23 protein-coding genes are annotated in these 26,849 nt (G+C 46.1%); 7 read left to right on the forward strand and 16 right to left on the reverse strand.

Features of this window, described 5'->3' with window-relative positions; all coding sequences use genetic code 11:
• Positions 1–213 precede the first annotated feature (213 nt).
• Positions 214–531: a thioredoxin gene (trxA, locus tag H6G03_RS29825; protein ID WP_190473011.1), complete on the forward strand. Its 318-nt coding sequence runs from the start codon at positions 214–216 to the stop codon at positions 529–531.
• Positions 532–884: 353 nt separating this feature from the next.
• On the opposite strand, the gene ndk is transcribed toward trxA, so the two are convergent.
• Positions 885–1,334, reverse strand: a complete 450-nt coding sequence (ndk, locus tag H6G03_RS29830) for a nucleoside-diphosphate kinase (protein ID WP_190473071.1) — start codon at positions 1,332–1,334, stop codon at positions 885–887.
• Between the two features lie 173 nt (positions 1,335–1,507).
• On the opposite strand from ndk, the gene speA reads away from it, so the two are divergent.
• Positions 1,508–3,502, forward strand: coding sequence for a biosynthetic arginine decarboxylase (speA, locus tag H6G03_RS29835; protein WP_199315546.1), 1,995 nt, complete (start codon positions 1,508–1,510; stop codon positions 3,500–3,502).
• Between the two features lie 114 nt (positions 3,503–3,616).
• Here the strand turns inward: speA and H6G03_RS29840 are convergent, their stop codons facing one another.
• The gene (locus H6G03_RS29840; protein WP_190473016.1) at positions 3,617–4,069 is read right to left on the reverse strand and encodes a hypothetical protein; all 453 of its coding nucleotides are present in this window, start codon (positions 4,067–4,069) and stop codon (positions 3,617–3,619) included.
• Positions 4,070–4,608: 539 nt separating this feature from the next.
• Here H6G03_RS29840 and cobS point away from each other — a divergent pair.
• Positions 4,609–5,400, forward strand: a complete 792-nt coding sequence (gene cobS / locus H6G03_RS29845; RefSeq protein WP_190473018.1) for an adenosylcobinamide-GDP ribazoletransferase — start codon at positions 4,609–4,611, stop codon at positions 5,398–5,400.
• A gap of 28 nt (positions 5,401–5,428) precedes the next feature.
• On the opposite strand, the gene H6G03_RS29850 is transcribed toward cobS, so the two are convergent.
• The 3 genes from H6G03_RS29850 to H6G03_RS29860 form a co-directional block, all read right to left on the reverse strand.
• Positions 5,429–5,887, reverse strand: a complete 459-nt coding sequence (locus H6G03_RS29850) for a PPC domain-containing protein (protein WP_199315547.1) — start codon at positions 5,885–5,887, stop codon at positions 5,429–5,431.
• 116 nt (positions 5,888–6,003) lie between these two features.
• A complete protein-coding gene (locus tag H6G03_RS29855; protein ID WP_190473020.1) occupies positions 6,004–6,708 on the reverse strand; it encodes a ComF family protein in 705 nt (234 codons plus the stop codon).
• Positions 6,709–6,953: 245 nt separating this feature from the next.
• A complete protein-coding gene (locus H6G03_RS29860; protein ID WP_190473023.1) occupies positions 6,954–8,159 on the reverse strand; it encodes an RNA-guided endonuclease InsQ/TnpB family protein in 1,206 nt (401 codons plus the stop codon).
• 90 nt (positions 8,160–8,249) lie between these two features.
• On the opposite strand from H6G03_RS29860, the gene H6G03_RS29865 reads away from it, so the two are divergent.
• On the forward strand, positions 8,250–8,891 hold the full coding sequence (locus tag H6G03_RS29865; protein ID WP_190473027.1) for a TenA family protein: 642 nt from the start codon (positions 8,250–8,252) through the stop codon (positions 8,889–8,891).
• Positions 8,892–9,027: 136 nt separating this feature from the next.
• Positions 9,028–9,351, forward strand: a complete 324-nt coding sequence (locus H6G03_RS29870) for a TMEM14 family protein (RefSeq protein ID WP_190473032.1) — start codon at positions 9,028–9,030, stop codon at positions 9,349–9,351.
• A gap of 183 nt (positions 9,352–9,534) precedes the next feature.
• On the opposite strand, the gene H6G03_RS29875 is transcribed toward H6G03_RS29870, so the two are convergent.
• The 6 genes from H6G03_RS29875 to H6G03_RS29900 form a co-directional block, all read right to left on the reverse strand.
• The gene (locus tag H6G03_RS29875; protein WP_242060495.1) at positions 9,535–9,678 is read right to left on the reverse strand and encodes a hypothetical protein; all 144 of its coding nucleotides are present in this window, start codon (positions 9,676–9,678) and stop codon (positions 9,535–9,537) included.
• 563 nt (positions 9,679–10,241) lie between these two features.
• Positions 10,242–11,426 carry a lipid-A-disaccharide synthase gene (gene lpxB, locus H6G03_RS29880; protein ID WP_190473037.1) on the reverse strand — a complete coding sequence of 395 codons (1,185 nt, stop codon included), beginning with the start codon at positions 11,424–11,426 and terminating at the stop codon, positions 10,242–10,244.
• A 180-nt stretch (positions 11,427–11,606) separates the two neighbouring features.
• Positions 11,607–12,422: an acyl-ACP--UDP-N-acetylglucosamine O-acyltransferase gene (lpxA, locus tag H6G03_RS29885; protein WP_190473040.1), complete on the reverse strand. Its 816-nt coding sequence runs from the start codon at positions 12,420–12,422 to the stop codon at positions 11,607–11,609.
• A gap of 149 nt (positions 12,423–12,571) precedes the next feature.
• A complete protein-coding gene (fabZ, locus tag H6G03_RS29890; RefSeq protein WP_190473042.1) occupies positions 12,572–13,090 on the reverse strand; it encodes a 3-hydroxyacyl-ACP dehydratase FabZ in 519 nt (172 codons plus the stop codon).
• Positions 13,091–13,176: 86 nt separating this feature from the next.
• Positions 13,177–14,028 (reverse strand): UDP-3-O-acyl-N-acetylglucosamine deacetylase, encoded by an 852-nt coding sequence (lpxC, locus tag H6G03_RS29895; protein ID WP_190473045.1) that lies wholly within the window; start codon positions 14,026–14,028, stop codon positions 13,177–13,179.
• A gap of 506 nt (positions 14,029–14,534) precedes the next feature.
• Positions 14,535–16,739 carry a BamA/TamA family outer membrane protein gene (locus H6G03_RS29900; RefSeq protein WP_456057594.1) on the reverse strand — a complete coding sequence of 735 codons (2,205 nt, stop codon included), beginning with the start codon at positions 16,737–16,739 and terminating at the stop codon, positions 14,535–14,537.
• A gap of 1,026 nt (positions 16,740–17,765) precedes the next feature.
• Between H6G03_RS29900 and H6G03_RS29905 the strand changes: the two genes are divergently transcribed.
• Positions 17,766–17,903, forward strand: coding sequence for a hypothetical protein (locus H6G03_RS29905; RefSeq protein WP_190473049.1), 138 nt, complete (start codon positions 17,766–17,768; stop codon positions 17,901–17,903).
• Positions 17,904–18,122: 219 nt separating this feature from the next.
• A complete protein-coding gene (locus H6G03_RS29910) occupies positions 18,123–19,514 on the forward strand; it encodes a coiled-coil domain-containing protein (protein WP_190473054.1) in 1,392 nt (463 codons plus the stop codon).
• A gap of 325 nt (positions 19,515–19,839) precedes the next feature.
• Here H6G03_RS29910 and purC read toward each other — a convergent pair whose 3' ends face one another.
• The 5 genes from purC to H6G03_RS29935 all read right to left on the reverse strand — a co-directional run bounded on the left by purC (position 19,840) and on the right by H6G03_RS29935 (position 26,718).
• Positions 19,840–20,562 carry a phosphoribosylaminoimidazolesuccinocarboxamide synthase gene (gene purC, locus H6G03_RS29915; protein ID WP_190473056.1) on the reverse strand — a complete coding sequence of 241 codons (723 nt, stop codon included), beginning with the start codon at positions 20,560–20,562 and terminating at the stop codon, positions 19,840–19,842.
• A 104-nt stretch (positions 20,563–20,666) separates the two neighbouring features.
• Positions 20,667–23,318 (reverse strand): GAF domain-containing protein, encoded by a 2,652-nt coding sequence (locus H6G03_RS29920; protein WP_190473059.1) that lies wholly within the window; start codon positions 23,316–23,318, stop codon positions 20,667–20,669.
• Between the two features lie 448 nt (positions 23,319–23,766).
• A complete protein-coding gene (locus tag H6G03_RS29925) occupies positions 23,767–24,900 on the reverse strand; it encodes a glycosyltransferase family 4 protein (RefSeq protein ID WP_190473062.1) in 1,134 nt (377 codons plus the stop codon).
• Between the two features lie 12 nt (positions 24,901–24,912).
• Positions 24,913–25,551 (reverse strand): DUF4291 domain-containing protein, encoded by a 639-nt coding sequence (locus H6G03_RS29930; RefSeq protein ID WP_190473065.1) that lies wholly within the window; start codon positions 25,549–25,551, stop codon positions 24,913–24,915.
• Between the two features lie 12 nt (positions 25,552–25,563).
• Positions 25,564–26,718 carry an NAD-dependent epimerase/dehydratase family protein gene (locus tag H6G03_RS29935; protein WP_190473068.1) on the reverse strand — a complete coding sequence of 385 codons (1,155 nt, stop codon included), beginning with the start codon at positions 26,716–26,718 and terminating at the stop codon, positions 25,564–25,566.
• Between the last annotated feature and the right edge of the window lie 131 nt (positions 26,719–26,849).

Genomic DNA, 26,849 nt, shown 5'->3' on the forward strand with positions numbered 1-26,849 from the left:
GTTAATGACAAAAGGTAGACACATTGAGTAGCCGTGTGAAGCGAAAGTTTCACGCACGGTTTCGGATGAGAGGGGCGGAGTGGTAACACTCCCCTCGACTCTACCCCCCCCAAACGCCTCCTAAGCAATAGCCGGATTGGTTTGGAAGCCTACAGTGACCGCGAAGCGGAAGTGTAGGATCTGTCACCGTTAAGCAAATATAGGTTTTAGCTTATGGCTACCAAACAACAGTTCAACAGTTTTCAAGAGTTGCTATCTGGTTCGGACGTGCCAGTGTTGGTAGATTTTTTCGCTACCTGGTGCGGCCCGTGTCAGATGATGGCTCCCATTCTAGAGCAAGTGAACGCACAGATGCAGGGGCGGATAAAAGTTGTCAAAATTGACACCGATAAATATCCTCGCTTAGCTTCTGAGTATGGCATTCAAGCTCTGCCGACACTGGTACTCTTTAAAAACGGTAAGCCAGTAAATCGCATTGAGGGTGTGGTATCGGGGCCACAATTGGTTCAACACTTACGAACTTTAGTTTGATTGGCTCTGAAATTAAATTTCCCACCCGATCAATAGAGTTGGGTGGGTGTGTTTTTTTGTCCCGATAAATGAGTGTATTTGTTTGTGCGATCGCCTTGCCAAACGACTTTCCAATCAAAATTACTTATTGCTTATAGTTTTTATCTTATCCCAAATCCGGGTTGATTACCCCCCTTTATCTTCTTTCTTCCTTCTTCGCGCTCTTCGCGTCGAAAGCGGTTCGTTTAAAAAGGGGTAGCAATCGCAGATTTAATATTAAATCGTGAATTATAAAAAAAATGCCATCGATTCACCAATGGCATCATGTATGTATACAAGAGAAAAGGAAAGAAAACAAATCTTTTCCCTTTAAATTATTCGTAGAGCCAAGAAGTCAAAGTGGGTTGCCAACTTACCAACTCTTCTTCTTTGAACCAAAGAGCAATTTCGCGCCGTCCCGTTTCCACAGCATCCGAACCGTGGATGAGGTTACGACCGACACTGACACCAAAATCCCCGCGAATGGTTCCCGGTTCGGCTGTCAGCGGGTTGGTAGCGCCGATGAGTTTCCGTGCTGATGCTACTACGCCTTCACCTTCCCAAACCATAGCCACAACGGGGCCAGAGGTGATAAATTCAACCAAACCGGGGAAAAACGGCTTTTCCCGATGCACGTCGTAGTGCTGTTCGGCAAGTTCGCGGCTGACTTTCATCAGTTTCAGTCCGACGAGGGTAAAACCTTTGGCTTCTAGACGACGGATGATTTCGCCGACCAGTCCGCGCTGTACGCCGTCCGGTTTGACTGCTAGAAATGTGCGTTCCACTACAACACTTGCTCCCAAAATTCCTTCACAGCGTATCGTAAAGCAATTGCCGTCTCCTTTTTCCAAATTCTGCCGATCGCTTCCCAAAAATCGGTCAGCTACTTTTTTGCAAATACGCTAGATTTATTATTCGGTAGTCGTTGCAAGGGGGGAAAAGTATGGCAGCACAGCCAATGGCAGATGGAACAGTATTCCAAGAAAAACTCGGAAAATCGGCGTTAGCGGAAGTAAAATCAAAAGGGCTTCTGCCAGTAACCAGAGAAGTTTCCCGGCAATGGACTATTGAGGATAGCGAAGCGCTTTACCGAATACAGGGATGGGGTGAGCCGTATTTTTCGATTAATGCTGCCGGTCGGGTTACAGTTTCTCCCAAAGGCGAACGCGGCGGTTCGCTGGATTTGTTTGAACTGGTAAATGCGCTTAAGGATAGAAACCTGAAGTTGCCGTTGTTGATTCGCTTCTCAGATATTTTAGAAGACCGGATTGAGCGGTTGAATGCTTGCTTTGCTAAAGCGATCGCACGCTACAACTATCCTGGTGTCTACCGTGGTGTTTACCCGGTCAAGTGCAACCAGCAAAAGCATCTCCTTGAAGATTTAGTCAGATTTGGCAAACCTCATCAATTCGGCTTGGAAGCTGGTTCTAAACCAGAACTGATGATCGCTTTGGCGATGTTGGATACGCTAGGAGCTCTTCTGATTTGCAACGGCTACAAAGATCGAGAATACATCGAAACGGCAATGTTGGCGCAGCGACTGGGGCAAACACCTATAGTTGTCCTAGAGCAGGTGGAAGAAGTAGATTTGGTGATTAACGCCGCCAAACAACTGGGTATTAAACCAATTGTAGGCGTCCGCGCTAAGCTGAGTACTCAGGGCATGGGACGTTGGGGAAGCTCTAGTGGCGATCGCGCTAAATTTGGCCTCACTATTCCCGAAATTATCCAAGCTGTTGATAAGTTGCGGTCAGCTAATTTATTAGATTCTTTGCAACTGTTACATTTCCACATTGGCTCTCAAATTTCTGCTATTCACGTTATCAAAGACGCTATCCAGGAAGCTAGCAAAATCTACGTGGAATTAGCCAAGCTGGGAGCTGACATGAAGTATCTCGATGTCGGCGGCGGTTTGGGTGTGGACTACGACGGTTCCCAAACGAATTTCTACGCTTCCAAGAATTACAATATGCAGAACTATGCCAACGATATCGTGGCAGAGTTGAAGGATGCCTGCGCCGAACAACAAGTACAAGTACCGACGTTAATTAGCGAGAGTGGTAGAGCGATCGCTTCTCATCAATCTGTACTCATTTTTGACGTTCTCAGCACTTCTGATGTCCCCTTCGGAGAGCCAGAACCTCCCAAAGATGGAGAACCTCCCATTGTCTGGAACCTTTGGGAAACCTATCAATCAATTAACACTGAGAATTATCAGGAAGCCTATCACGACGCTACTCAGTTTAAAGAAGAAGCGATCAGTCGCTTTAATTTGGGGATTTTGCGCCTCACGGAACGTGCCAGGGTAGAGCGGATCTACTGGGCTTGTTGTGAAAAGATTCTCGCCATTACCAGACTGCAAGATTACGTTCCCGATGAGTTGGAAGACCTGGAAAAAATCATGGCTTCCATCTATTACATCAATCTGTCGGTGTTTCAATCTGCACCGGATTGTTGGGCGATCGACCAGCTATTCCCCATCATGCCAATTCATCGCTTAGATGAAGAACCTACGCGGCGAGGTATTCTGGCAGATCTCACCTGTGACAGCGATGGTAAAATCGATCGATTTATCGATTTGCGGGATGTTAAATCAGTTTTAGAACTGCATACCATCAAACCGGGTGAACCTTATTACCTGGGCATATTCCTAAGTGGAGCCTATCAAGAAATTATGGGTAGCCTTCACAATTTATTCGGCGATACAAACGCTGTCCATATACAGCTAACGCCCAAAGGATACCAAATCGAACACGTTGTCAAAGGTGACACGATGAGCGAAGTTGTCAGCTATGTTCAATACGATGCTGAAGACCTTGTAGAAAGTATTCGTCAACGTTGCGAACAAGCACTTCAAGAAAAACGAATTACCTTGCAAGAATCTCAACTGTTGCTGCAAAATTACGAACGCAGTCTCGGTCGTTATACCTATCTTTCTCCTCAAAGCGAGTAAGGTTGAAAGCATCAAGGGAGAGAATACGGGAGTTAAACTCTCTTATTCTCTCTCCAACTCATAAAAGTAGACAGAAAGCTCAGAGTATGGTTCTGGCAATTTACGGGGAATAGTTCAAAAAGAGTAATCGTTATCATCGTCAATATTAAGATCCCATTTCGCTGAAAGGACTCGATCGACCACCGCTTCCAAGTCAGCTTCGTTGAAATTGTCACCTACTGCCTCTTGCAGTGGATTCGATAGGGGAATCAGCCGCAATCTACGACTATCTTGCACTAGATCGAAATAACATTCGCACTGGGGAGACTGCTTCAGATCCAGGCAATCAAAACTGTAGACATTAAGATAGAGGGCATGGTTAGCAACTAAGGTTGCTCGATTGGGATCGCCAAAAACTTCCAGCACAAAACCTTCTCCCTCGCTTTGTAATTTACCGTCCTGAATGTGGAGGTAACGGACATGGCGCAAATCCGTTAAAATTCTCCGCATATCTAACTTGTTAACGATAGTGCCGGTATCTATAATGCAAGGGGCAGGCAGCTGGGTAGGGAATTGATCTTGACTCATAAGGAAAATACCTCTAGTCTCAATGAGCCTTCATATTTGCAGAAAATGGTTAAATGTAACAGCAGGGTCAAGCCCTACAGACCAACTTAATCCTTGAGAGAGAAAGCGTACACCTATCCCTGGGATAGATAATTGCCAGCGGGAATACAAGGTTAGGGGCAGCGCGAGTTAGAAATCTGACGATGAAAATAAAATCTGCTGGCAATCTCAACAAATATTTTGCGAATGCTTACCAGACAAATCTTATTAACGAGATCATCTTATCCTAGATTTTTTAGCCAACCCATCATTAAATTTACGTAATTCACTGCGCCAAATGCCGGAGGTGGGATATTAAAGGGGATAATTTGGCGCATATGCGAGTATGAGAAAGATAAAGCTGATTAACAAGCGATAAAATGAGCATATGAGCAATTTACAATCTATAATCCTTTATTACCATTCAAAAGCCTATGCAAGGAGCTTTTAATTTTTTAACAAAATGGCTAAATTTTTCAGAATTCCCGTTGTACCTTTAGGTAAACGAGAGTAGTTCCGATATGAGTCATCGACACTGGGTTAGATGGGTTCGTCAGTTTTGGCATCAGCAGACAAGTACGCTGGCTGCGGCGATCGCCTTTTACACCTGTCTGCCCGTCCCCATTAGTTGGACGCTAGCTTTCCGGGGCATAGCCCGCCTCGCCCCACTCGTAGGAGTGGCGATTGGCGGAATTTTAGGGCTGCTGGATGCTGGGCTGCATCTGCTGGGTATGCCGATACTTACCCGGTCTGCCCTTGCGATCGTGGCTTGGATTGCCGTCACAGGCGGATTGCATTTGGATGGTGCAATGGATACGGCAGATGGGCTGGCAGTACCAGATCCCCAACGTCGCCTAGAGGTGATGTCTGACAGCGTGACGGGGGCTTTTGGCGCGATGGCGGCGATCGCTATTTTGTTATTGAAAACAGTTGCTTTAAGAGATATTGATTCTTACCGCTGGTTGGCTTTGATGGCGGCGGCAGGTTGGGGACGTTGGGGGCAATTGGTGGCTATAATCTGCTATCCCTACCTCAAGCCTACCGGGAAAGGCGCAATTCATAAGGAATCCAACCCTTCAGCTTCCGACCTCATTCCTGGTTTCGTCCTGCTGCTGGGACTGAGCGGGTTTTTAGTTATTGTCGATGAGCGCAGCTGGCTGATGGCAGCAGGTATGGTTTTTGGTGGTAGTGCGATCGCCGTTCTAACCGGTGCGTGGTTTAATCACAAATTAGGCGGTCATACCGGCGATACCTATGGCGCTGTCGTGGAGTGGACGGAAGCTTTACTACTCTGTCTCCTCACCGGACTCTAGAATGGGATGAAAGTAATTTCCCGATTTCTTAAATCTCCCGCAAGCGCGTTACTTTGAGCTTAAATTCACCACCCGCTGTTTCCCCAAATGCCCGCACTCTAATAATGTAAGTGCCGTTATCTTTAATGCGAGTGAACAGCAGCGAGTTGGTGCTGCCGTCGGGCCCGTCATCATTTTCCGCAACCGTCGTGCCGTTTTTAGCCAGCAAGGTGACGATCGTGTCAAAGTTTTCGGATGTGAGATCGATCGCCACGTTGTCTCCTGTATTCAAAGTTACGGCATAGTCGCGGGCAAAACCGCCTTGGCCCGTGGGAATATCCTTGTCCGAGAGGGAATCGGTAATTTCATTATTAGCTGGTAAGGAAATAGGGTTATACAACCGACTTTGAGTTTGAGCCCGAACTGTCAGTGTACTTAAGCAAACTGCCAGCAAGGTTGCAGGAACGAGCAGGGCTTGGCTAAAACGAGCAGCAAAAGCTTTAATCATCATGAAGGGCAATATTTTGGCAAAAAGCAAATTGTTCAATTATAAAGTTAATTTACCGGAATAGATCTATTTTTGGCGATTTGCTCGGGTCGCATCTCAGAATAGCTGCAACTAACTTAGGTTTCCAGTTTAGTGCGATCGAAAGAATTAGTTGGCCCAGGAGTAGCGATCGCTGCTATGCCATAGATTCGTATTCCATGTTGGTGCAGCGTATGGGCAGCAGACCTTGCAGTATCTCCAGTCGTATAAATGTCGTCTAACAACAGGATTGCTGAAGCAGGACGACGCTGCGAAAATCCTTTTCCCAATTCAAACGCCCCGGCCACATTTTCTTTTCGCTCTACCGCAGACAAGCCAAACTGTGGTTTTGTATCGCGCACCCGTTCCAAACCATATCGTTCTATGGGCAACCCAGCTACCTCGCAAAAACTTTCTGCCAGCAACTCTGCCTGATTGTAACCTCTTTGGCGCTGCTTGTTCGCATGAAGTGGAATAGGTACTACTGTCAGTTTTGTGCTACCAGCCAAGCCAGATTTCTGCCAAGCTTCGCCCAGCCAGTGTCCCAAAGGCTCTGCTATTTCCGGTTTTTTTTCGTATTTCAGTACTTTGAGCGCCCTTTTGAGCGCCCCGCCGTACACTCCCCAAGCAAAAATCGGCAGTTCTCCCTGCCAAAATTTGTCAGGTTTGGACATCTGGCAGCGTTCCAGTTGCCTCTGGCAGTCTTGACAAAATTGTTTGGGCGTCCGACGCTCGCATATGGGACAGGTGGATTGCAAAAACAAATTTAGCAATCCCTTTACTTTTGCAGTCCAGTTACTCATCTAATTTTTTCTTATACTTTCTAAACACTTATTCATGGTTCACCATAAGTCTTTCGCGCTTAAAATTTTCTCATCTTCAAAGAAAATATAATTAACATTTTTTCTATGGTATATCAAACAAAAACTTGCTCAATAGTTTACCATTTTTCTATATTTTTCCCTATAGTTTCCTAGATTGATTTTTTTCAAGTACATTGCGGTAATTTGACATCCTCCCCGCCCTAGAAGTCCGGGGATTCCAAACATCACTGTTTGGGCTTCCTCTTTCCACGACTCGACTTACCAGGAGGAGTTTCCTCACCCAAGCAGAGGTCGATATCTCCAGAGGCGTTTAACGTTGCCGTGTGTCCCACGGTACGAAGTCCTAACTCCAATATGTTGATAGCTGCGTTCCAGTCTCTATCCTGCATATGACCGCAATGAGGGCATCTATGAGTACGCTGACTTAATGACTTTTTGACAACTTCCCCACAGTTAGAGCAATTTTGACTGGTGTAGTGCGGGGGAACGGCGACCGTTACCACTCCAAACACCTTACCGAAATACTCCAACCAGTTGCGGAAATTAGACCAAGCTGCATCAGAGATAGACTTGGAAAGCTTGTGATTTTTCACCATATTCCGCACCTGCAAGTCCTCGTAGGCAACCAAGTCGTTAGACTGGACTACGCACCTTGCTAACTTCACCGCAAAGTCTTTACGCTGCCTACTTACCTTGAGGTGCTTCCGGCTCAAACGGTTTCTGCTCTTAGCTCTATTGTTTGAGCCTTTTCGGGTTCGGGAAAGTCTCCTGTTTAGCCGCTTGAGTGCCTTTTCAGACTTCCTCAAATGACGGGGATTCTCAATCGTCTGCCCGTTGGAATCGCTATAGAAGTGAGTCAGTCCAACATCCAATCCAATGGTTTTACCTGTTGGTTCTCTCTTCTCAACCCGTTCTTGGTCAATGCAAAACTGTACGTAGTATCCGTCAGCCCTACGCACAACCCGAACTCGTTTAATCTGCTTCAACTGATAAAAGTGCAGGTCACGAGTTCCCCACAGTTTAAAACTTCCTGCTTCAAATCCGTCGCTGAATGTAATAGTTCGCCTATCTTCACTCAACTTCCAGCCTGTTGTTTTATATTCAACACAGCCGTGAGTTTGATGCTTCTTGAAACGTGGGAATCCCATATTTCCTGGCTTTTTCTTTTTACAGTTGTCGTAGAACCGAGAAATGGCAGACCAAGCACGTTCGGCAGATGCTTGCCTAGCTTGGGAGTTGAGCTTACCTGCGAATGCAAACTCTTTCCCCAGAACGGCGCAGTATGCACTCAAATCGTACTTTCCGATGTTTTTGTTGTCCATCCAGTATCTAAGACAGCTATTCCGAACGAACCTAGCAGTGTTGATGGCTTCATCTAGCCTTTCATACTGCTGCGAAGCTCCTTCAAGTTTTGCCTCAAATACCAACATACTTAGGCTGAGTGATTTAGCATAAGCGTATTATAGCCAAAGAAAGCCGTCCTAGAAGGACGGGGCTTTAGACCCATTATTTTGGTAATAATGACAGTCTCCAGCGACTTGTGGCAAAGTAATCTAGATTTAGCGCACGCCTGTCTCAAACATCCATTTGTGCAGGGTATCGCCGACGGCACACTTTCCAAAAAACGGTTTGCCTACTATGTGGGACAAGACGCTTTCTTTTTGGGCGCTTTTGCCCGTGCTTATAGCGTTGCTGCTGCCAAAGCATTTGACTGGGATGGGTTTGCAACGTTTCACTCTCTCGCTGGCAGTGTTTTGGAAGAACTGCGGCTGCACGAAGGTTATGCAGCTCAGTGGGGAGTAGATTTGCTTTCGATTCGATCGACACCTGCTACGCGCCGTTATACGGACTTCTTGATGGCAACAGCTTGGGGCAGTGACATTGGCGTCACTGCCACCGCAATGGTTCCCTGTCTGCGCCTCTATAGTTTTTTGGGCTATAGCTTGGCCGAAAACGGTATTCCAGATCATCTTTATGGTGAATGGATTCGCACTTACAGTAGCGCGGAGTTTTTGCAGCTAGCGGAGAAACTGGAACGGTTGGTCGATCGCTATGGGGCTGCCACAACGATGCTTCAGGAAACTTATCGCTACGCTATGCTGTGCGAACGGGACTTTTTCCAAGCCGCTTGGGACGTGGAAAGTGGCAGCAGCAGCAATTAGCCGCCAGCAGCAAAAGAAGCCATGATCGCAAATGAAAGTAAAAGACCGGGGCTCAGTAGTAGCAACAGCATTCCCAAATCGTGTAAAGTCATAACACCTATCCTGCGTTTCAAACGGTTAATTTAACTCAACAATTATGGATCTGATTGCAGTCTGGTCTATTCTAGTTTATGCTTTGGCTGTTGCTTTGGGTGGTATTTTCGGCTACCTGAAAGCAAAAAGTAAGATGTCGTTGATATCTGGCTTGCTTAGCGGTGCAGCCCTACTGGCTGCGTGGTTTTTGGCGCTCCAACAAGCCCAAATCGGATTGGCAATAGCCACCAGTATAGGAGCTGTACTTGTAGTAATTTTTATTGCTCGGTTAGTCCGTACTCGTAAATTTATGCCCGCCGGTTTAATGATGTCTTTAAGTTTTGTGGCAACTTTGGTGTTCTTGTGGGGTTGGTTGGCGATCGCATAGCCTTTGCAAAGGGGCTAGGGGAATTGCCATACTTACTTCATATTTAATAGTTGGCTGATGCGGCGGTAAGATCGAGCGATATAGGCTTGCTCGTATTGTGGCGCAGCGGTCAAACGAATCGCTGTTGCCGTCAATCTGTTTTAGTCCAAAGCCGCCAAATCCAGTAGTTGTTACTATGGATATTTAATCGACTACTCTGAGCAATCCGTGTCTGATGCCATAAAGCAGCCGATTAATCAAAATTTGCTCTGATTCGCTCAGCGAATCTGTTAACAAGGCAGATCTGATCTGATAGCGATCGGTGCGAGTCATTTGGCCAGAAACCATGATCTGACCGGTTAGGCTTTCGATAGAGATTGGGTGCCAGTGAGCTTTAGCGTACATAGTTCTAGGCCAGGGAATTCTAAGTCATCCAATATCTTCCATTTCTGGAATGCGTCACGGGATCGAAAGATTTGATAAAGTATGACGCTATTCTTTAAGTTTGATGCTATGCCGCCAAAAACTATGTGACCGTAAAGTTTATTTTTTGTGATGTTAATCATTGACTTGTCAGTAGTGGAATTCTCTGTATGTTAACCTCGCTAATAAGCGGCTAAACGGCGATCCCTGTAGTCTTGCTTGCTTCTTTTAAACTGCTAAAGTTATAATAGTTCTATCTAAGGATAGATGTCTTGTTAGTTAACACTCAATGTTATAACACAACAGGCTTGTTTAAGCGGTAAGCAGATGGAACTATTGCAAGGGCAATAAAATAAAATCTTGTTCTGTCTATAAAATTTTTTGCCTAAAACTATAGATATAAGAAATTGAGCGCTCACACTAATTATTTATGTTATCAATTCCTGAAATCCTCTATGCTAGATCCTTCTTCCCCGACGCCCGACGCCCTATTCCCTAACCTCTACGGATAACATTTCTAGAATTGCTTTGGCAGCGCGATCGCATACTCCCAATTCTCCCAAAGCTTGACGCATCTGGCGATATTCAGCTAAAGTTTGGCTACGGATATCGGGATTGAGCAAATTCATCGCCTCGCGTACAATATTTTCCGGACTGGCTTCTTCTTGCAACAACTCCGGTACGATCGACTTCATCTGCACCAAATTAGGCGGCGACATGAAAGGAATCGAAAATTTAAGTAAATGGCGGGCTAACCATGCTGTAATAGGGCTAACCCGGTAAATCACCACTTGCGGCACTTCCAAAAGCGCAATTTCCAGATTAACGGTGCCAGATTTGGTAATTGCTAAGTCAGCTGCTGCCAGCACTTCCTGTGTCTTCTCGCTAATCAAAGTAGCACGCAAACCGTAAGCTGCGATCGCTTTTTGGATTGCATCCCGGTAAACTTCCAGAGATAGGGGTATCCAGAACTTCACTTCCGGAATTTTTTGCTGGATTTGCTGCGCCGCTTGGAATATTATCGGCAATACATATTTTATTTCCTGCGATCGGGAAGCGGGTAACAGTGCGATCGCCACTTCATCCGCAGAAATACCTAATGTTGCACGCGCTTCTTCCCGACTGGGGAAATTCTGCATTCGATCCAGCAACGGATGACCGACCCAGTTGACTTTGACGCCGTGCTTTTGGAAATAACGCGCTTCTTCTGGAAAAATCGCCAACAACAAATCTGTCATCCTGGCAATTTGAACGGTGTTCCGCAGACTCGGCGACCACACCCACTCCTGCGGCGCGATGTAATATACTATCGGCACTTTGGGAAAGTGGCGACGCACATAACTGCCGATCGCTAAATTTGGCCCCATATAGTCGATCGATACCACCAAGTCCGGTGGATTTTTCTGGAGGTATTCTTTAGCGCGACGCTGAATCTCAAGGGTTGGCCAAATGTAAGGTAGGGATTCTAATATTCCCACCGAACCGATCGCTGTCGTATTCCCTAGCAGCCTTGCGCCCGCTTGCGCCATTCGGGAACCCCCCAACGCCACTATTTCCAATTCCATTCCCGATTTTTGTGCTTGGCGCTTTAGGGCGTCTATCAATAACCCCCCTTGCAGATCGCCAGACACTTCTCCAGTACTGATAAATAGTGTTTTTCGTTGTGACTTCAAAGTTTTATACGCAGGGCTGTTGAAAGAAGTAAATAAATTTTAATATAAATCGAAGCGCTTTGGTGATACCATTTTTATAATGGGAATATTTGTCAAAATAAAATTTTATAAAATATTCCCATTATAAAAATATAATACCAGAAAAGCTAGAAAAAAGAAAGCCTGTAACAACCAATCTTTTTAAGATTCCTCAGTCAAAGAATGGCGCTTACCAGACATAGGGCCGCGACGACCTGGAAGCAGAGACAATCGGAGGAAGGAAAGCAAGTGTTGCAATTGTTCGTTTTCGGGAAGGAGATCGAGTTCTTCGAGAGATCGATCGAGAGTCAAACCAGAACGATAGAGAATGCGAAAAGCTTTTTTGAGATATCCGAGTTCAGCAGAAGTAAAACCGGCGCGTTTAATGCCAACCAAATTGAGACTTCGCACACGCGAAGGGTTGCCCTCGACTAACATATAAGGAGGCACATCGCGATCGATCCGACTCATACCGCCCACCATTGCCAGAGTGCCAACACGAACAAATTGATGGATACCCAACACCCCGCCAATCACAGCTTTTGACTCAATGTGAACGTGACCGGCTAAGGAAACATTGTTAGCAATGACCACAGAATTTTCGATCGCACAATTGTGTGCGACGTGAACATATGCCATCAAGAGATTGTGATTGCCAATAACCGTTGCCTCACCTGCATTGGTAGCGCGATTGATAGTGACATATTCGCGAATCTTATTGCCATCGCCGATTTTCACCGAACTAAGGGAGCCATCGTATTTTAAATCTTGGGGTTCCAAGCCAATTGCTGCGCCGGGAAAAATTTCGTTGCGTTCGCCAATTTCTGTTGGCCCTTCAATCACTGCATGATGACCGATAACAGTTTCGGCACCAACTTTTACTTTTTCGCCAATCACCGCATAAGCGCCTACCCGAACAGAGGGGTGCAGCTCAGCGTGGGGATGAATTACAGCTGTGGGATGAATCAGGGTAGGCATTTGTGAGTTGTGTGCTGCTAATTGCTAGTTATTAATTGGGAAGTGAGAAAATTTAAAATTTTAGATGGCAAAATAGGAGATTGAATTTCAATCTAAAATCTAAAATCTAAAATCTAAAATCTAAAATTCTCCATCACCCATTACCAGCTTTAGTCTACAAGGGAAAACATCAGTTCGCCTTCGCAAGCCAGTTGGCCGTCCACTTCAGCACGAGCCTGCATTTTACCAAAGCGACGCCGCTTGACGCATAGCAGTTCCGCAGTCATCACCAGTTGGTCGCCCGGTACGACAGGACGGCGGAAACGGACGCCATCAATGCCAGCAAACACAAACAAGCTGCCTTCAATATCGGGTAACTGAGTCAAAACTATACCACCAACTTGAGCCATAGCTTCCACAATCAGTACACCCGGCATCAGGGGACGTCCGGGAAAGTGACCTTGAAAATGAGGTTCGTTGATGCTAACGTTTTTAATTCCGACTGCCAGCTTTCCCGGCACATAATCGATAATCCGGTCTACGAGTAAAAAGGGATAGCGGTGCGGCAGCAGATTCTGAATTTCTTCGATCGTCAAAATTGTTTTGGTAGATGTCGCAGAACCATTGCCTAATTTTACTTCTGTTGAAGTTTGGGAGTCGGGTGTGTTTACGTCAATCAATGTGGACATGAGTGGATAGATGGATGCTGGTGTGTAAGTGCAGAAGAAGGGACTGGGTAAAGTCAAAAGTCAAAAGTCAATCATTCAAAAATCTCCTAATTTCTCATCCCCAGTCCCTGTTGTTGCAACAACCGCGCCAATTTGACATGCAGGTTGTGGCTGGCTTTGTAGGCGAGGAAGTGGGCTACCGGAAAATTTCCCAGTAAGCTCAGATCGCCTACTAAGTCTAAAATTTTATGACGCACTGGCTCATTTGGAAATCGTAATGGAGGATTAATCCAACCGGACTCACCGCAAACGATCGCATTTTCCAAACTGCCTCCTTTAATTAAACCCTTAGCGCGTAACTCATCGATCTGGTGTGCCAAACCAAAAGTACGAGCGGGAGCGATCGCCACAGCAAAACTTTCCCTGCTTGGCGACCAACTGTACCACTGATTGCCGATCGCTGGCAAGTCGAAATCAATCCCGTAGCTAAATCGAATTTCCGCCGTCGGTACAGCCGCCACAAAAGCATCGCCTTGATAAATCCAAATCGGTTCTTCGAGTAGTGCAGGCGTCTCGTCTGCATCCGTGTCCGTGTTGGCGATTAATCCTGCTTGAGTGATTTCTTCCACCCAAACTTTAGCCGAACCATCCAAAAGCGGCACTTCCGGGCCATCGATTTCAATCCGAACGTTATCCACTCCCATCCCCGCCAATGCAGCCAACAAGTGTTCTACCGTGCGAACAGATACCGAGTCCTGACCCAACTGAGTCGAGAGAACAGTCTGACTGACAACTTCGAGGCTTGCTGGAATTATTGGCTGTTCTGGCAAATCTACTCGAACAAAGTAGCGACCTTCACCGGGCGATGCTGGTAGGACTCGCACTTTAGTAACAGCGCCGCTGTGGAGTCCGACGCCGGACATTTCAAAGGCATTTGCTAACGTTTGTTGAGCTTTCATTTTTCTTGGGGCTTCAGGAGTTTGTAACTTCTCATTTAAACCAAAATAGAGATATTTTGCAATCCCATATACCCATTAATTTTAGGCATTAAAACTTGGAATATTCTTAGAATAATTATTCAATAAATATTGACTTTCCTACAAAATCAAACTAGCTTACTCACCCTCTATTCCTCGGAATGAACAGGCACTCAAGTAGAGATTAGAGTAATTTTCAATTTAATAACAGCCTACCTAAATATCCAAATCGTGGCGAACCTTTCATTCCCACAACTCTGTATACCCAACGGAAAGACTGTGTTTACATCTGTGTTCATCTGTGTTTATCTGTATTCATCTGTGGTAAAATATATTAAAAAAAAACTTTTTAGATAAATTTTAACCCACACTCCAATAAACAAATGGTCGGCAATACCCACCCTGTAGGGGCGATCGTATTTGGGCGATAAATTTTCGCGCTCACCAAATGCGATCGTCCCGACGAAAAAGTGCAAAACACAGAGAGATTAGAAGCGTTCCCCAATACCGAAGTGAATGCGACTGTCTCCATCATCATTTAGACCGTAATCGACCCGAATCGGGCCGAGAGGAGATTGAATCCGCACCCCAATCCCGTAGCCGAAACCTGTACCGGGCTTACCGCGCACACCCGCCGGGTCTCCAGGTACGCTTCCACCGGTGCCCAAGTCTGTACCGAAATCGACAAAAAGAGCGCCACCGATAATCGAAAAAACGGGGAAACGATATTCAGCAGTAGCCTGGAAATAACTGCGACCGCTACCCAAGTCGCCTTCATCGTAGCCTCGGACAGAGTTAGTACCGCCCAGAGAGAACGCTTCGTAGGGAGGTAAATCGTTCAGCACAGTTCCCGCTTGCAAGTTAAAAGCGAGAGCTTGCGGGCCAGGGGTAAAACTGGTAAATCTGACTGGGACGAAGTAACTGTAGCTACCGCGCAGGCGAGTCAGGAAAACATTCCCCAGACCTATGGGCACAGACTGTTCGAGACCGAACCGCAGTAGGGAACCGCTGGTAGTACGTAGAGGATTGTTGCGTCGATCGCGCACCACACCCAGCTGCACCAATACCAGATCGTCTTTACCCTCACCGCTAAAGCTCAAATCATTACCCAACTCGTCTACCGGACTGATATCGCCATCGCGATCGCGAATCGAAACTCGTTGATATTGCAATCCCAAAGATGCTACCCATTCAGAATCCGCTAGAGGATTTCTCGAAAGCGGACGGTTAAAAGTGACACCACCACCCAAGCGCAGAATGCGAGGTCGATCGTCATTGGGCAGTCTAATTTCCGGGTCACCACCATCAAAAATCAGAGAAATCGATCGGCGTCTGAAGAAATTAACTGTGTAGGAAGTGCGATAAGGGTCGCCACCAATCCAAGGATCGGTGAAGCGGACATCAAACAGCAACTCCCGCTGACCCAACTGCACCTCTGTGCCAATTTTCTGGTTATTACCGCCCAGGTTTTGCTCCTGATAGCTAACCGTACCGAACAAACCGCTAGCAGAACTAAATCCAGCACCAGCTGCGATCGAACCGCTATTCCTCTCCTTCACATTCACAATCACATTCACTTGGCGCGGGTCTTGTCCTGGGTTCAAAGACAGCTGGACATCTTCAAACAAACCCAAACGGAAGACTCGCTGCAAATCCCTTTGCACTTCGTTGCGGTTAAATACCTGTCCGGGTTTGAGTGCCAATTCCCTAGTCACAATATAGGGGCGAGTGCGACCTCGAATTGGCTGACCTTGCTCGTTTGTGGTTTCCCCTTCTTTATTCAAAAAGCGGACTTGAATACTTTCCACCACACCTTCAGCAACAGACAGCGTAACCGTTCCTTCCGGCGAAACTTGCGTGTCTACCACCTGCGCCAACACGTAACCCTTATCTTTGTACCACTGTTCTAAGCGCTTGATGGCTTCCTGCAAGGTGCGGAAGTTGAGAGTATTGTTGTATTGCGGGCTAAATATTTCCTGTACTACGCTCTGTTGCAGAACTCGGTTACCTTCCACCTGTACGGAACGCAACACTGGGTTAGGTTCTACCACAAAAGTGACTCTGACGCCCAAAGCAGTATCGCTAGGTTCCGCTCGCACATTGGAGAAGTAGCCGGTTGCGAAGATCGCATTAATGTCTTCTTGTAATTGAGAGCGAGTGGTAGTGCGTCCGGGGCGGGTGCGAATCGCATCATAAACGATTTCTTGCAATCTTCCTTCTGCGCCGCTGACTACCACTTCCGCTACCAGTACTCGCGGATCTACTGCTGGGGCTTCGCTTGGTTGAGCGTTTATCGGTGGAGCGGAGGGCGCTCGTTCGGGAATATTGAGATCCAGTTCTGGAGGTCGCCGTCCGGGGGTGAGGTCTAATTGAAGACGATCGGGCGTTTCTTGTTCCGGAGCCGGTGTTCCTTGCGGCGGTACTCCTTGGGCTGGGGGTGTTACGGGTGTAGGTTGAACAGTTCTGGGTGCGATCGGTTCGCGATCGCGATTTTCGTTCTGTGGTGTTTCTTGTGCCGGTTCGCTTTGCTGTGTTGGTTGTCTGCTTGGTTCTTCTTCGCGATCGCGATTTTCGTTCTGTGGTGTTTCTTGTGCCGGTTCGCTTTGCTGTGTTGGTTGTCTGCTTGGTTGCTCTTCGCTAGAGGGTATTTCCGAAGGTGGTGTCTCGTCTGTCCGCTGACTTTGTTGCGTCAGCGCTACAGTTGAGCTATTTTGCCCAGTAGCTTGGGCCTGCAATTGTGGCGTAGCGGGTAAATGACTCCATAGCAATGCTTCATGTGGCGGGGCAATATTTAAAGCTGCGGTTAATGAAGAAGCTAAAGATTCTATGGGAACGATATTTCCCGCTTTTGCTCCATAATCTTGATTTTTAAACTTAGATGACAAATCTTCATCCCCATTAGAGCCAGGGGAATTTTGAGAACCCGATGACGAAGTATCTTTGATTGTCTGAGCAGTCTCTGTGACGCTCTCGTGGGACGGTAATATTTTTAAGCCGCCTAAATAACCTACTGTGTGGCTTTTGTGGGCGATAGTCAGTAAATCTTGACGCTCTTGTATAAATTTGTCATTTGGCACGGCAGTATTTAAATCCGAGTCAAATGACGCAGTAAGTAACGGACGATCGGCGATCGCAAATTCTGCATCAAGCGAAAGATCCTTCGTTACACCAGTTTCCGTATGACTCGAATGAGGGGTTAAGGCGATATCGCGCCGATCTTGTTCGGGCAGAGCATTTGTGCTAGCCAATTCTTGCTCGTGTGAGAGATCGTTCGCGACAGCTGGTTCGGTTTGTTTGTTTTCCGGCTCAAATGAGGCATTTGCCGAATGTGGTAAACCGAGAGTAGCCCAAGTAATAGCTGCTACCAATACAGGAGATAAACGCATTTTGTTCACGTTGTTAAGCACTTCCACACACCATTTGCAGGGACTGGGACATAGGGTATGGGGAACGGAAATTCCCCTACGATGCCTAATCCCCGATGCCATTCCCAAGTCCTGGGTTTCACAAGTCCATTAAAACTCATATCTTACACCAGGGTCAGAAACCGGGTTTCTTGTAACTGAGTGAACTACTCCAACTAACGTAATGGTATAGTTGGAGCTTCCGAATTCACAGGGGAGTGCCTCAAGAGTGACTTGCGTCCCCCTCTCGGTCTTACCTCCCTTCCATCGCAGGGCTAATTCATTGTAAGGACAGAAAATATATCCTAGTCCAAAGTGTATGGATATTTTATTAGCATCAAGGCTAGCGTAGCTCCTGACTTTGTGCAGGTGGTATCTGTGTTTAGCTACGGCACGCTACGCAAACGCCCCTACTTTGACGTGCAACAACCTACAGAAGTTAGTTTTGATTAGCTTTTTGTTTACCGTTTCATCCATTGTATCCAATAGGGTGCGACTGAAAACAGGCTCAAAGTCGCTTAGGGCAGTAGTTTTGAGCTTTTGGTAGGGGAGAACTTCAGTTTAAAACGGAGAAGAATTTAATTCATTGTTACAGGTCTGACATCAAATGGGAACACTAATAATGCCAGAGCTTAAAACATTTCAGAATGCTACTTTCAAAGGAATATTAGTATGGTTTACGAAAATGCTGCTTTAATTATTCTATTAGTCGTCCTGCTAGTCGTCCTGCTAATTTATGTGCGACTCCGCAACGGTAATAACCAGCAAGATGATAATGGACTTGAAGCGCAGACGGTTGAGCTTAGGCAAATAAGGAACCAATTACAACAAGTCAATAACTTATTTGCCACCGTTGTAGTTCAACACCTTGCTGAGTATAAACAGAAAGAGGCAGAACTGGATGTAGCTACTAACGAGAAGGAATCTTTGAAGCAGACACTTCAAGATTTACAACAGCAGATGGCAAGCGTTAAGAACGAACGTGATGGAGCTAGGGAAACCTTAACAAAGCTGCACCTTGAGAATACGCTCCTTGAACAAAAATTTAATCAGTTAGAATCTCATAATAAAGCTCTCCTTCAGGAACTCAGTGCTTCTTTCAGCGGTCAAGATATAGAGTTTATAACCTGGGAGCTTTTAATTCAAAAAATTAAAGGAATTACTAACCAGTTTAATGAAGTAATAGCTCATAATCAGTTACTTATTAAAACCAATAGAGACTTACAGCGAGAAAGAGATGTTTTGAGAGGAGAGTTAAATCAACTTAAAGATAATAATGCTAAATTGACTCAAGATAATTTACAACTCCGAGCCAACAAAAACTCTTTAGAATCAGAACTAAGACAAACACTAGACCAAATTAAACCTTTAGAAAACCCCAAGAAAAAGCTAGAGCAAGAAAAAACGCAATTAGAAATAAAGTTTGATGCTTTAAACAAAGTAGAATCTGAGCTTCGTCAGGCAGAATCAGAAATTAACCAGCTAAAAAAGGAACTTGAAGAACTGAAACAAACTAAAAAGAACTTAGAAGTAGAGATCAACCAAGAAAAGGCTCAATTTACATCTGTTGAGCAAAAAGTTAAACATTTGGAAAACGTCAAAAATCAATTAAATGCAGCTCTGAAGCAGGAAAAAATTAAAGTTGTGCAGTTAGAGGAGAGGATAAAGCAACTAGAAGAAGATCCTAATCATGGTTTATCCGAGCAGGAGCAAGAATACTTCCATTATTATTATGATCAGTCACATATACTTGACGAAGTAAGTTTGTTAAGATTGTACAACGATTTAGTATATTTTGTTCAAGAATCTTTGAACTGTTCAGGCATAGAAGAATTAGATGATTGGGAAAAAACTGAAGAGTTTTATGTAGAACTTATAAGTAGGGTTTGTTTTATCGATACCATACTCGTCACTAAAATTGAATCCTTAGAAGATGAATTTTCCTTCATCTCCAAGGAAAATAATAATTATGATTTAGCTGATACCTTTAGCTACCCGGGTAAATTTTTGTTTTGGAGTAATGGCACAGTGCGTTGGGAACTAAGTTCTTTCCTTAATAAGTAGGTGGGCGTCTATTGACGCCAGTATGTGAAAAGATGTAAAGACAACAGGTGATTAGATCGGTACAGTAATTGATGTATGCGATCTCTCACAGCAAAACGGTCGCTGATATCTTCAGGACACAAGACAATAATGTTGCTATGCCTTTATTGGCTGGTCGTCATTCATTAGCTCGCGCAGAAAGGAGGTGTCCTCCGAATGATTTGAGCGACCGTCCCTACCTAACATTAGTTTAGGTAGGGACTTCTGCCAACATTTTTCGTTAAACCTGAAAGCCTATAAAGTCAAAAGTCAAAAAGAAGAGGGGCTAACCCCTAGCCCCCAGTACCTAACTCCTAACCCCTAGAACTCTTGCAAGTACTTGCTCATAAGCGCTTTCTACATCTCCCAAATCGCGGCGGAAGCGGTCTTTATCCAAGACGCGGCGGTTGGGATCGGTTTCGGACTGGTTCCACAAACGACAGGTGTCGGGGCTGATTTCATCAGCTAAAAGCAGTTTTTGTCGATTGTCAACACCAAACTCAAGTTTGAAGTCTACCAAGGTAATGCCGCACTCGTTAAAAAAGTTACCGAGAATTACATTAATTTCCCTAGAGAGAGCTTGGAGGCGATCGACTTGTTCTGGGGTAGCAAGTTCCAATAAGAAGAGGCGATCGCGTGTCAGGAGAGGGTCTCCCAAACCATCATTCTTATAGTAAAATTCCACCAAAGGTTGTTTGAGAATTGTCCCTTCTGGCAACCCAGTTTGTTTGCAAAGACTGCCAGCAGCGATGTTTCTGACTACCACTTCTAAAGGTAAAATTTGCACTCGCCGGACGCGCATTTGGTTGGGCGCAGGAGTATCGATAAAATGGGTAGGAATGCCCTTACCCTCTAACATTTGAAACAAATGAGCCGAGATTTTACAGTTGATCTCGCCTTTGCCAGCAATAGTGCCCCGCTTCTGTGCATTAAACGCGGTGGCATCATCTTTAAAGACGGTCAGCAGAATTTCCGGGTCATCTGTAGGGTAAAGTATTTTGGCTTTGCCTTCGTATAGCTTTTCGTTCATTGTTTATTGCTCATTGGTTATTCCCCATTATGAAATTTTAGATTGCAGATCGCGATTGAATTTCAATCTAAAATCCAAAATCCAAAATCCAAAATTCTCAATAGTTACTTTGTTGCCATTGTATGAACGCCATCCCAATGTTCGGGAGGTGGATCTAATATATATTTTTTAGCTCGTTCTATATGGACGGAGATCGCTTGGTCAAAGGGACGAATCTTCAGAGCAGTTTCAAAGTTAGCAATTGCCCGATAAAAGTCTCTGGCAAGGTAAGCTTCTCGTCCGGCATTGTAATAACCCAAAAATTCTTGGGTTGGGTCTTCCAGGGGTTGAGTGCGATTGCCAATCAATTCATAGATAGTGACCGCTTCGTGCTTTCCCTTCACTCTGATTTTATCGAGTTCCCGTACCCAAATGCGATCGCGACAAAGGTTATAAGTAAACTCGCTCAAAATAATATCGCAACCGTACTCTTTGGTAACGCCTTCCAAACGAGAACTGAGGTTAACTCCATCGCCAATTACCGTATAGTCCATTCGTTTTTGAGAACCGATATTGCCAGAAACGACTTCTCCGGAACTGATGCCAATGCCGATATGGATTTGCGGTTGGGCGGCAATAATACGGCGGTGGTTGAATATCGCAAGGCGTTTCCGCATATCTAGGGCGGTTTGTACGGACAACCAAGCATGGTCTTTCAGGGGTAGCGGCGCACCAAAAACGGCCATAAGAGCGTCCCCAATAAACTTATCTAACGTACCCTCGTGGTTAAAGACTGCTTCTACCATTGTTTCAAAGTACTGATTCAGCAGCGATACCACTTCAGCCGCTCCCAGATTTTCCGTTAGGGTAGTGTAACCGCGAATATCGGAAAATAAAATGGTGACTTCTTTGCGTTCTCCTACCATTAAGGAATCTTCAGCTTGTGCCATTACCCGTTCGGCTACACCGGGGGTCATGTAGCGGTAGAGGGTAGTTTTCATCCGTTTTTCTTGGGAGATGTCTTCCAGGACTACCAAACCGCCGCGCACGCCTCCTTCTGGGTTAGTGAGGGGGTTGACAGTCAAATTGAGGCTGCGTTCGATTTCCCTAACTTTTTCCTTCGGGATGTAAGGACGAGTTGGGATGGCACCGTCACCTGTAGTAGATTCGTTCCAGGGAATGAAAATATCTGGATTGGTGCGATCGCGAATAACGAGAATGTAGTATTTTGTATCTTCTTCTGTTTTGGAGTGTTGGTTGTTGGTAGATTCGTGGGATGCGGTCTGCGGCGAAGATTCCTTGACACCTTCTAAGTTGTCCTCTGAAGGTTCGATCCACAAACCCACGGTCAAGCTTTGTTCTGGAACATAGTGTTTTGCTGCATATTTGAGGCTATCCTGCAACCGCATTTGCAGATTTTCGATCGGCACTACCTCCCAAACGAGGCGACCCATCAATTTTTGCTCCCAAACTTGCTTGTTGATTTTACCGCTAGCGTGTTGAAGGGGACAACCCAGCAATTCTAGAGCGGCATCGTTGATCGTGACGATCCGACCTTCCATATCGGTGGAAATCACTGCATCTGAGAGGCTTTGCAGGATATCCTTTTGATATTGCTTCTCTAAAAGTACACTTTCAAATAATTTGGCATTTTCTAACGCGATCCCAGCTTGAATATTAAATGCTCGCATAAATTCTTCATCCGAGCTGGTGAAGCTACCCTGGTTTTTGTTAATCAGTTGGGTAACCCCGATCAGGTTGCTGCTAGAGTTAAATACTGGCAAACAGAGGATATTGCGGGTGATGTAACCGGTACGCTTGTCTGTGCTGGGGTCGAAGCGAGGATCTTTGTAGGCGTCGGGAATGTTCAGCGGCTGACCTGTAGAAGCAACGTAACCGGCGATCCCTCTATTTGCGGGAATGCGGATTTCCAGCATAGTTTTGCCATCTGCGGCGGTTACCTTGCTCCAGAGTTCGTTGTTTTCTCTTCTGAGTAAGAATAGAGTACTGCGATCGGCCTGCATCAGTTTGCGAGCTTGATCCATGACTGATTGCAGAGTTGTTTCTAAGTCTAAACTCTTGCCCAGAGTTTGGATCGCTTCCAGTAGGGCTGCTGCACCGCGCTGTTTGCGGGCGGCGACATAAAAGGACTGACAGCTTTCTAGGATAATGCCGATCGAGGCGGCAAAATCGCGAAAACTTTGTTCGTCCTCGCTATTAAAAGGTACATTCCCAGCTTTGTTGGTCAGCTGTACAACTGCTACTACCTGCTCTTTGCTGCTGAGGATAGGCATACAAAGGATGTTGCGGGTGTAATAGTTGATTTGTTTGTCTAATTCCGGGTTAAATAAGGGGTGATTGTAGGCATCGGAGATATTCAGACAAGCACCTGTTGTAGCTACGTGACCTGCTACCCCCGCGTTCATCGGCAACCGAATTTCTAAAGGCTTTTCATTTTCGGCTGTAGATATTTTTGACCATAGTTGGCCTTTATCGGTATCTACCAAAAAGATCGTAGTCCGATCTGCTTGCAGAATTTGGCCGATTTTGAGCGTAATTGCCTCTAGAGTCCTCTCCAGCATGGTTTCTAGGGCTTCGTTATTGATTAAATCGATTGCCCTCAGAAATTGCTGGAATTCGGCGGTAATAAAGTCGAGTAAGCAGACAAATTCCGGAACTGAAAGAGTTTTGACGCGATGCAACAGTGCATGAGTGCGATGCACTTGAGTCAACTGAGTCAACGTCGCCAGGACGCTACCAGTGTTCGGGAGTGTCATGGTCATGACCGATTACGGGCTGTAGTTTGGCTCCCTTGGGCTAGGGAATAGGGGTTAGGGCGTCGGGAGTAGGGGAAGAGGGAGAGGGAGGAATTTTGAATGATTGACTTTTGACTTTTGGCTTTTGGCTGCCCTGCTCCCCTGTTCCCCTACTCCCCCGCTCTCATATTTCCCTCGTTCTCCGGTTTTTGCCTGAGAACGTTTTGCCTTCCCGAAGGGTGAATGTAAGGCGACCTACTACGAATGTATCCGTTTGGCTAGCTAGGAACAAGCTATTTTAATACAATCTTGCGAGTGGGGCTCGGTCAAAGTCAAAAGTCAAAAGGAAAAAAGGGGTTAGGGATTAGGGGTTAGGGGTTAGGGAAAGTCAATCATTCAAAAATTCCTCCTCTTCCCTTTCCCTCTGCCTCTTCCCTCTTCCCCTAGCCCCTAATCCCTAACCCCTAGTTCAGGCTGCTAATGGCATTGACTGGGAAAAAATCGCAGATTGATAGTAGCGTTGTAGTTGGCGGGTTGCAGCTGCCCAGCTCCAGCGTTCTGCTTCTCGGCGGGCGTTGGCGCGTAGGGTTTCGCGTTCTTCTGGATGAGCTAACAGGCGTTGGGTAGCTGCGATCGCTCCTTGTTCGTCGGTAGGATCGAATAGGTAGCCGTTGACTCCATCTGTGACTATATCGGGAATACCGCCGGAACGCGCCGCTACTACGGGACAGCCTGCTGCCATTGCTTCTAACAACACCAATCCCAAGGTTTCGGTACGGGAGGGGAAGATAAAGGCGTCGGCGGAAGCATAGGCGGAGGCGAGTTCTTTACCGTGCAGATAGCCGACGAAGTTGGTGGGTGTGTCGGCAAAGAGTTTTTCTAAGGCTTCGCGATGAGGGCCATTCCCGACTAAGGCTAGGCGGGCGTTGGGTATGGCTTCTAATAGAGGTTTGATGCGATCGATTTCTTTTTCCGCACCCAGACGACCTACATAGATGAGCAGCGGGCTATCCGGGTGTCCCTGACTGAGGCGCGATCGCATTTCTTTACTTGCTAAGTCGGGATCGAACATTTCCGTATCTACTCCCCGCTGCCACAAGTCTACTCGCTCAATGCCGTGGTTTCTCAGTTCTTCCACCATTGCCATTGAGGTACACAAATTTAACTGCGCTTGATTGTGGGCTGATTTGAGCAATTCCCACAGTAAACCTTCCAGCATTCCCAATCCGTAGTGTTGCAAATACTGAGGTAAATGGGTATGATAGGAAGCTATGAGTGGAATTTTCAGCATTTTTCCGTAGAACAAACCGCCCAATCCCAAAATAGCTGGGTTGACAACGTGAATGATATCCGGCTGAAACTTTTCTAGGGCGTGACCGATCGCAGGTCTCGGCGGTGCTAATTTTAACTCTGGATACATGGGTAGCGGAAAGCCGGGAACCCCGTAAATTCTCGCTCCTTTATATTCGTCCAAGCCGTAGTCTGGTGAAAAAATTAATACTTCGTCGCCACTGCGCTGGAGGTGTTCGACGGTGTGGCGCAGGCGGGTGACAATCCCGTCAACTTTGGGCAAAAAGGTTTCGGTGAAAAGGGCGATTCGCATAGAAAAGTGCTGTTAAGAAACTGATAATCCTAGCTTGTTGGCGATGTCGGGATCGGTAACTGGATAAACGGATTCAAATGGCGTCAGCAAATTTGTTAAGTCACCGCCTTTGTATTGATGCTGTTGCTGCACAAATTCCGAAATATCTTCGATGTCGATAATCCAATCTCGTGCGTAATGATATAAAAAATCACCGCGCAGCCCTAATTGAATGGCGCGTCGTTCTAATTTTGCGCCAGATGGGTGACGATCCGGGTCCCATTGCAATCGAACCGATGAGCCTTTGACAGCATTTTTCCATTCTTTTTCACTATCATACAGTTCGGGTATGTATTTAGAATGAACGGCATTTGCTAAAATCTCATCGAATGGCGATCGCTTGATTCTCACAGCAAGAATTACTTCTTGTCCGGCTTTTGTTCCCCATTCGGAACGATACATCATCCACAGAAAGTTTGGTTTTATCCAACTCATGCGGTTGAGCGTAAATTCGCCACCGAAATAGCCGTGTGAAGCTGCGAAGTGGCCGATCGCCGGACGATAAGCTTGATAAACAATCGCAGAATTATCGTCAAATTGAGCTAAAATATGACGACCTGTTTTCGGCCATCGGCTCACTTGCATTAAGTACGGTTCTGTTACCAGCCGCATGAAAATTGGCTCCTAAGATTTTCGCCAATTAACTTTGGGTAGAATTTGGTTTTTATCGACGCGGTGTTGATACTTAACTGCGAAGTTTAACAGAGAATCGAGCAGTGCGTCTGAGAGGTAATGAGGTTGCAAACCGAGACTTAACAAACTGGTGTTTTTGGCGTTGAAGTAATGTTCTTCTTTTTCAACTCTGGGGTTATCCAAGTGATTGATTTCCACATTGATTCCCATTGCAGTACCTGCTTTTTTCACCATCATTGCTAAGTCGCCGACGCTAAACATTTCGGTGAATTGGTTGAAGACGCGGAATTCACCGGCGGCGGCTGGATTGGCGATCGCAATTTCCATACATCGCACGGTATCTCTAATATCCAAAAAGCCGCGAGTTTGTCCGCCTTTACCATATACTGTGAGTGGGTGACCGATCGCGGCTTGGATGCAGAATCTATTCAGCGCTGTACCAAAAACGCCATCGTAGTCGAGACGGTTAATCAGCAGCTCGTCCATACCAGTTTCTTCTGTCAGCACGCCGTAAACGACTCCTTGATTCAAGTCTGTGGCGCGTAAGCCCCAAATTCGACAGGCGAAGTGGATGTTGTGACTGTCGTGAACTTTGCTTAGGTGGTACATCGATCCTGGTTGCTTAGGATACGGAAGTGTATCTTTGCGTCCGTTATGCTCGATCGTGATGTAACCTTCTTCGATGTCAATGTTGGGCGTACCGTACTCACCCATCGTGCCCAATTTGACTAAATGGCAATCGGGGAAATCTTCCCGGATGGCGTACAGAAGATTGAGCGTACCGACAACGTTGTTAACTTGGGTGAGGACGGCGTGTTCGCGATCGATCATCGAGAAAGGAGCCGATCGCTGTTCGCCAAAATGCACGATCGCCTCTGGTTGAAACTTGTGCAGGGCTTTGCTTAAGAAGTCGTAATTCGTGATATCGCCGACGAACAGGTCAATGTTTTTCCCCGTCAGATCGCGCCAGCGCTGAAGGCGTTGCTGGATGGGTGCGATCGGTGTCAGGGTCTCAACGCAAAGCTCTAAATCCCAGTGTCGCCTCACTAGGCTATCCAAAATACCGACTTCGTAACCTCGGTTGGAAAGATAGAGTGCAGTTGCCCAACCACAATAGCCATCGCCACCAATAACCAGGACTCTCATGTTGCTATGTTGCTAATCTTGTTGACTGACACTCGCTAAATCTACCAGGTTTGGGTACCCTCTCAATCAACAAAATCTAGGGACTGGGGGGTTAGGGGTTAGGGGTTAGGGGTTAGGGGAAGAGGGAAGAG

Source organism: Aerosakkonema funiforme FACHB-1375, from assembly GCF_014696265.1.
Lineage (GTDB): Bacteria > Cyanobacteriota > Cyanobacteriia > Cyanobacteriales > Aerosakkonemataceae > Aerosakkonema > Aerosakkonema funiforme_A.

Bases quoted from the DNA above. Each gene is read 5' to 3' on its own strand.
- trxA (WP_190473011.1), top strand. From the start codon at position 214: ATGGCTACCAAACAACAGTTCAACAGTTTTCAAGAGTTGCTATCTGGT.
- speA (WP_199315546.1), top strand. From the start codon at position 1,508: ATGGCAGATGGAACAGTATTCCAAGAAAAACTCGGAAAATCGGCGTTA.
- H6G03_RS29840 (WP_190473016.1), bottom strand. From the start codon at position 4,069: ATGAGTCAAGATCAATTCCCTACCCAGCTGCCTGCCCCTTGCATTATA.
- cobS (WP_190473018.1), top strand. From the start codon at position 4,609: ATGAGTCATCGACACTGGGTTAGATGGGTTCGTCAGTTTTGGCATCAG.
- H6G03_RS29850 (WP_199315547.1), bottom strand. From the start codon at position 5,887: ATGATTAAAGCTTTTGCTGCTCGTTTTAGCCAAGCCCTGCTCGTTCCT.
- H6G03_RS29855 (WP_190473020.1), bottom strand. From the start codon at position 6,708: ATGAGTAACTGGACTGCAAAAGTAAAGGGATTGCTAAATTTGTTTTTG.
- H6G03_RS29860 (WP_190473023.1), bottom strand. From the start codon at position 8,159: ATGTTGGTATTTGAGGCAAAACTTGAAGGAGCTTCGCAGCAGTATGAA.
- H6G03_RS29865 (WP_190473027.1), top strand. From the start codon at position 8,250: ATGACAGTCTCCAGCGACTTGTGGCAAAGTAATCTAGATTTAGCGCAC.
- H6G03_RS29870 (WP_190473032.1), top strand. From the start codon at position 9,028: ATGGATCTGATTGCAGTCTGGTCTATTCTAGTTTATGCTTTGGCTGTT.
- H6G03_RS29875 (WP_242060495.1), bottom strand. From the start codon at position 9,678: ATGGTTTCTGGCCAAATGACTCGCACCGATCGCTATCAGATCAGATCT.
- lpxA (WP_190473040.1), bottom strand. From the start codon at position 12,422: ATGCCTACCCTGATTCATCCCACAGCTGTAATTCATCCCCACGCTGAG.
- fabZ (WP_190473042.1), bottom strand. From the start codon at position 13,090: ATGTCCACATTGATTGACGTAAACACACCCGACTCCCAAACTTCAACA.
- lpxC (WP_190473045.1), bottom strand. From the start codon at position 14,028: ATGAAAGCTCAACAAACGTTAGCAAATGCCTTTGAAATGTCCGGCGTC.
- H6G03_RS29910 (WP_190473054.1), top strand. From the start codon at position 18,123: ATGGTTTACGAAAATGCTGCTTTAATTATTCTATTAGTCGTCCTGCTA.
- purC (WP_190473056.1), bottom strand. From the start codon at position 20,562: ATGAACGAAAAGCTATACGAAGGCAAAGCCAAAATACTTTACCCTACA.
- H6G03_RS29920 (WP_190473059.1), bottom strand. From the start codon at position 23,318: ATGACACTCCCGAACACTGGTAGCGTCCTGGCGACGTTGACTCAGTTG.
- H6G03_RS29925 (WP_190473062.1), bottom strand. From the start codon at position 24,900: ATGCGAATCGCCCTTTTCACCGAAACCTTTTTGCCCAAAGTTGACGGG.
- H6G03_RS29930 (WP_190473065.1), bottom strand. From the start codon at position 25,551: ATGCGGCTGGTAACAGAACCGTACTTAATGCAAGTGAGCCGATGGCCG.
- H6G03_RS29935 (WP_190473068.1), bottom strand. From the start codon at position 26,718: ATGAGAGTCCTGGTTATTGGTGGCGATGGCTATTGTGGTTGGGCAACT.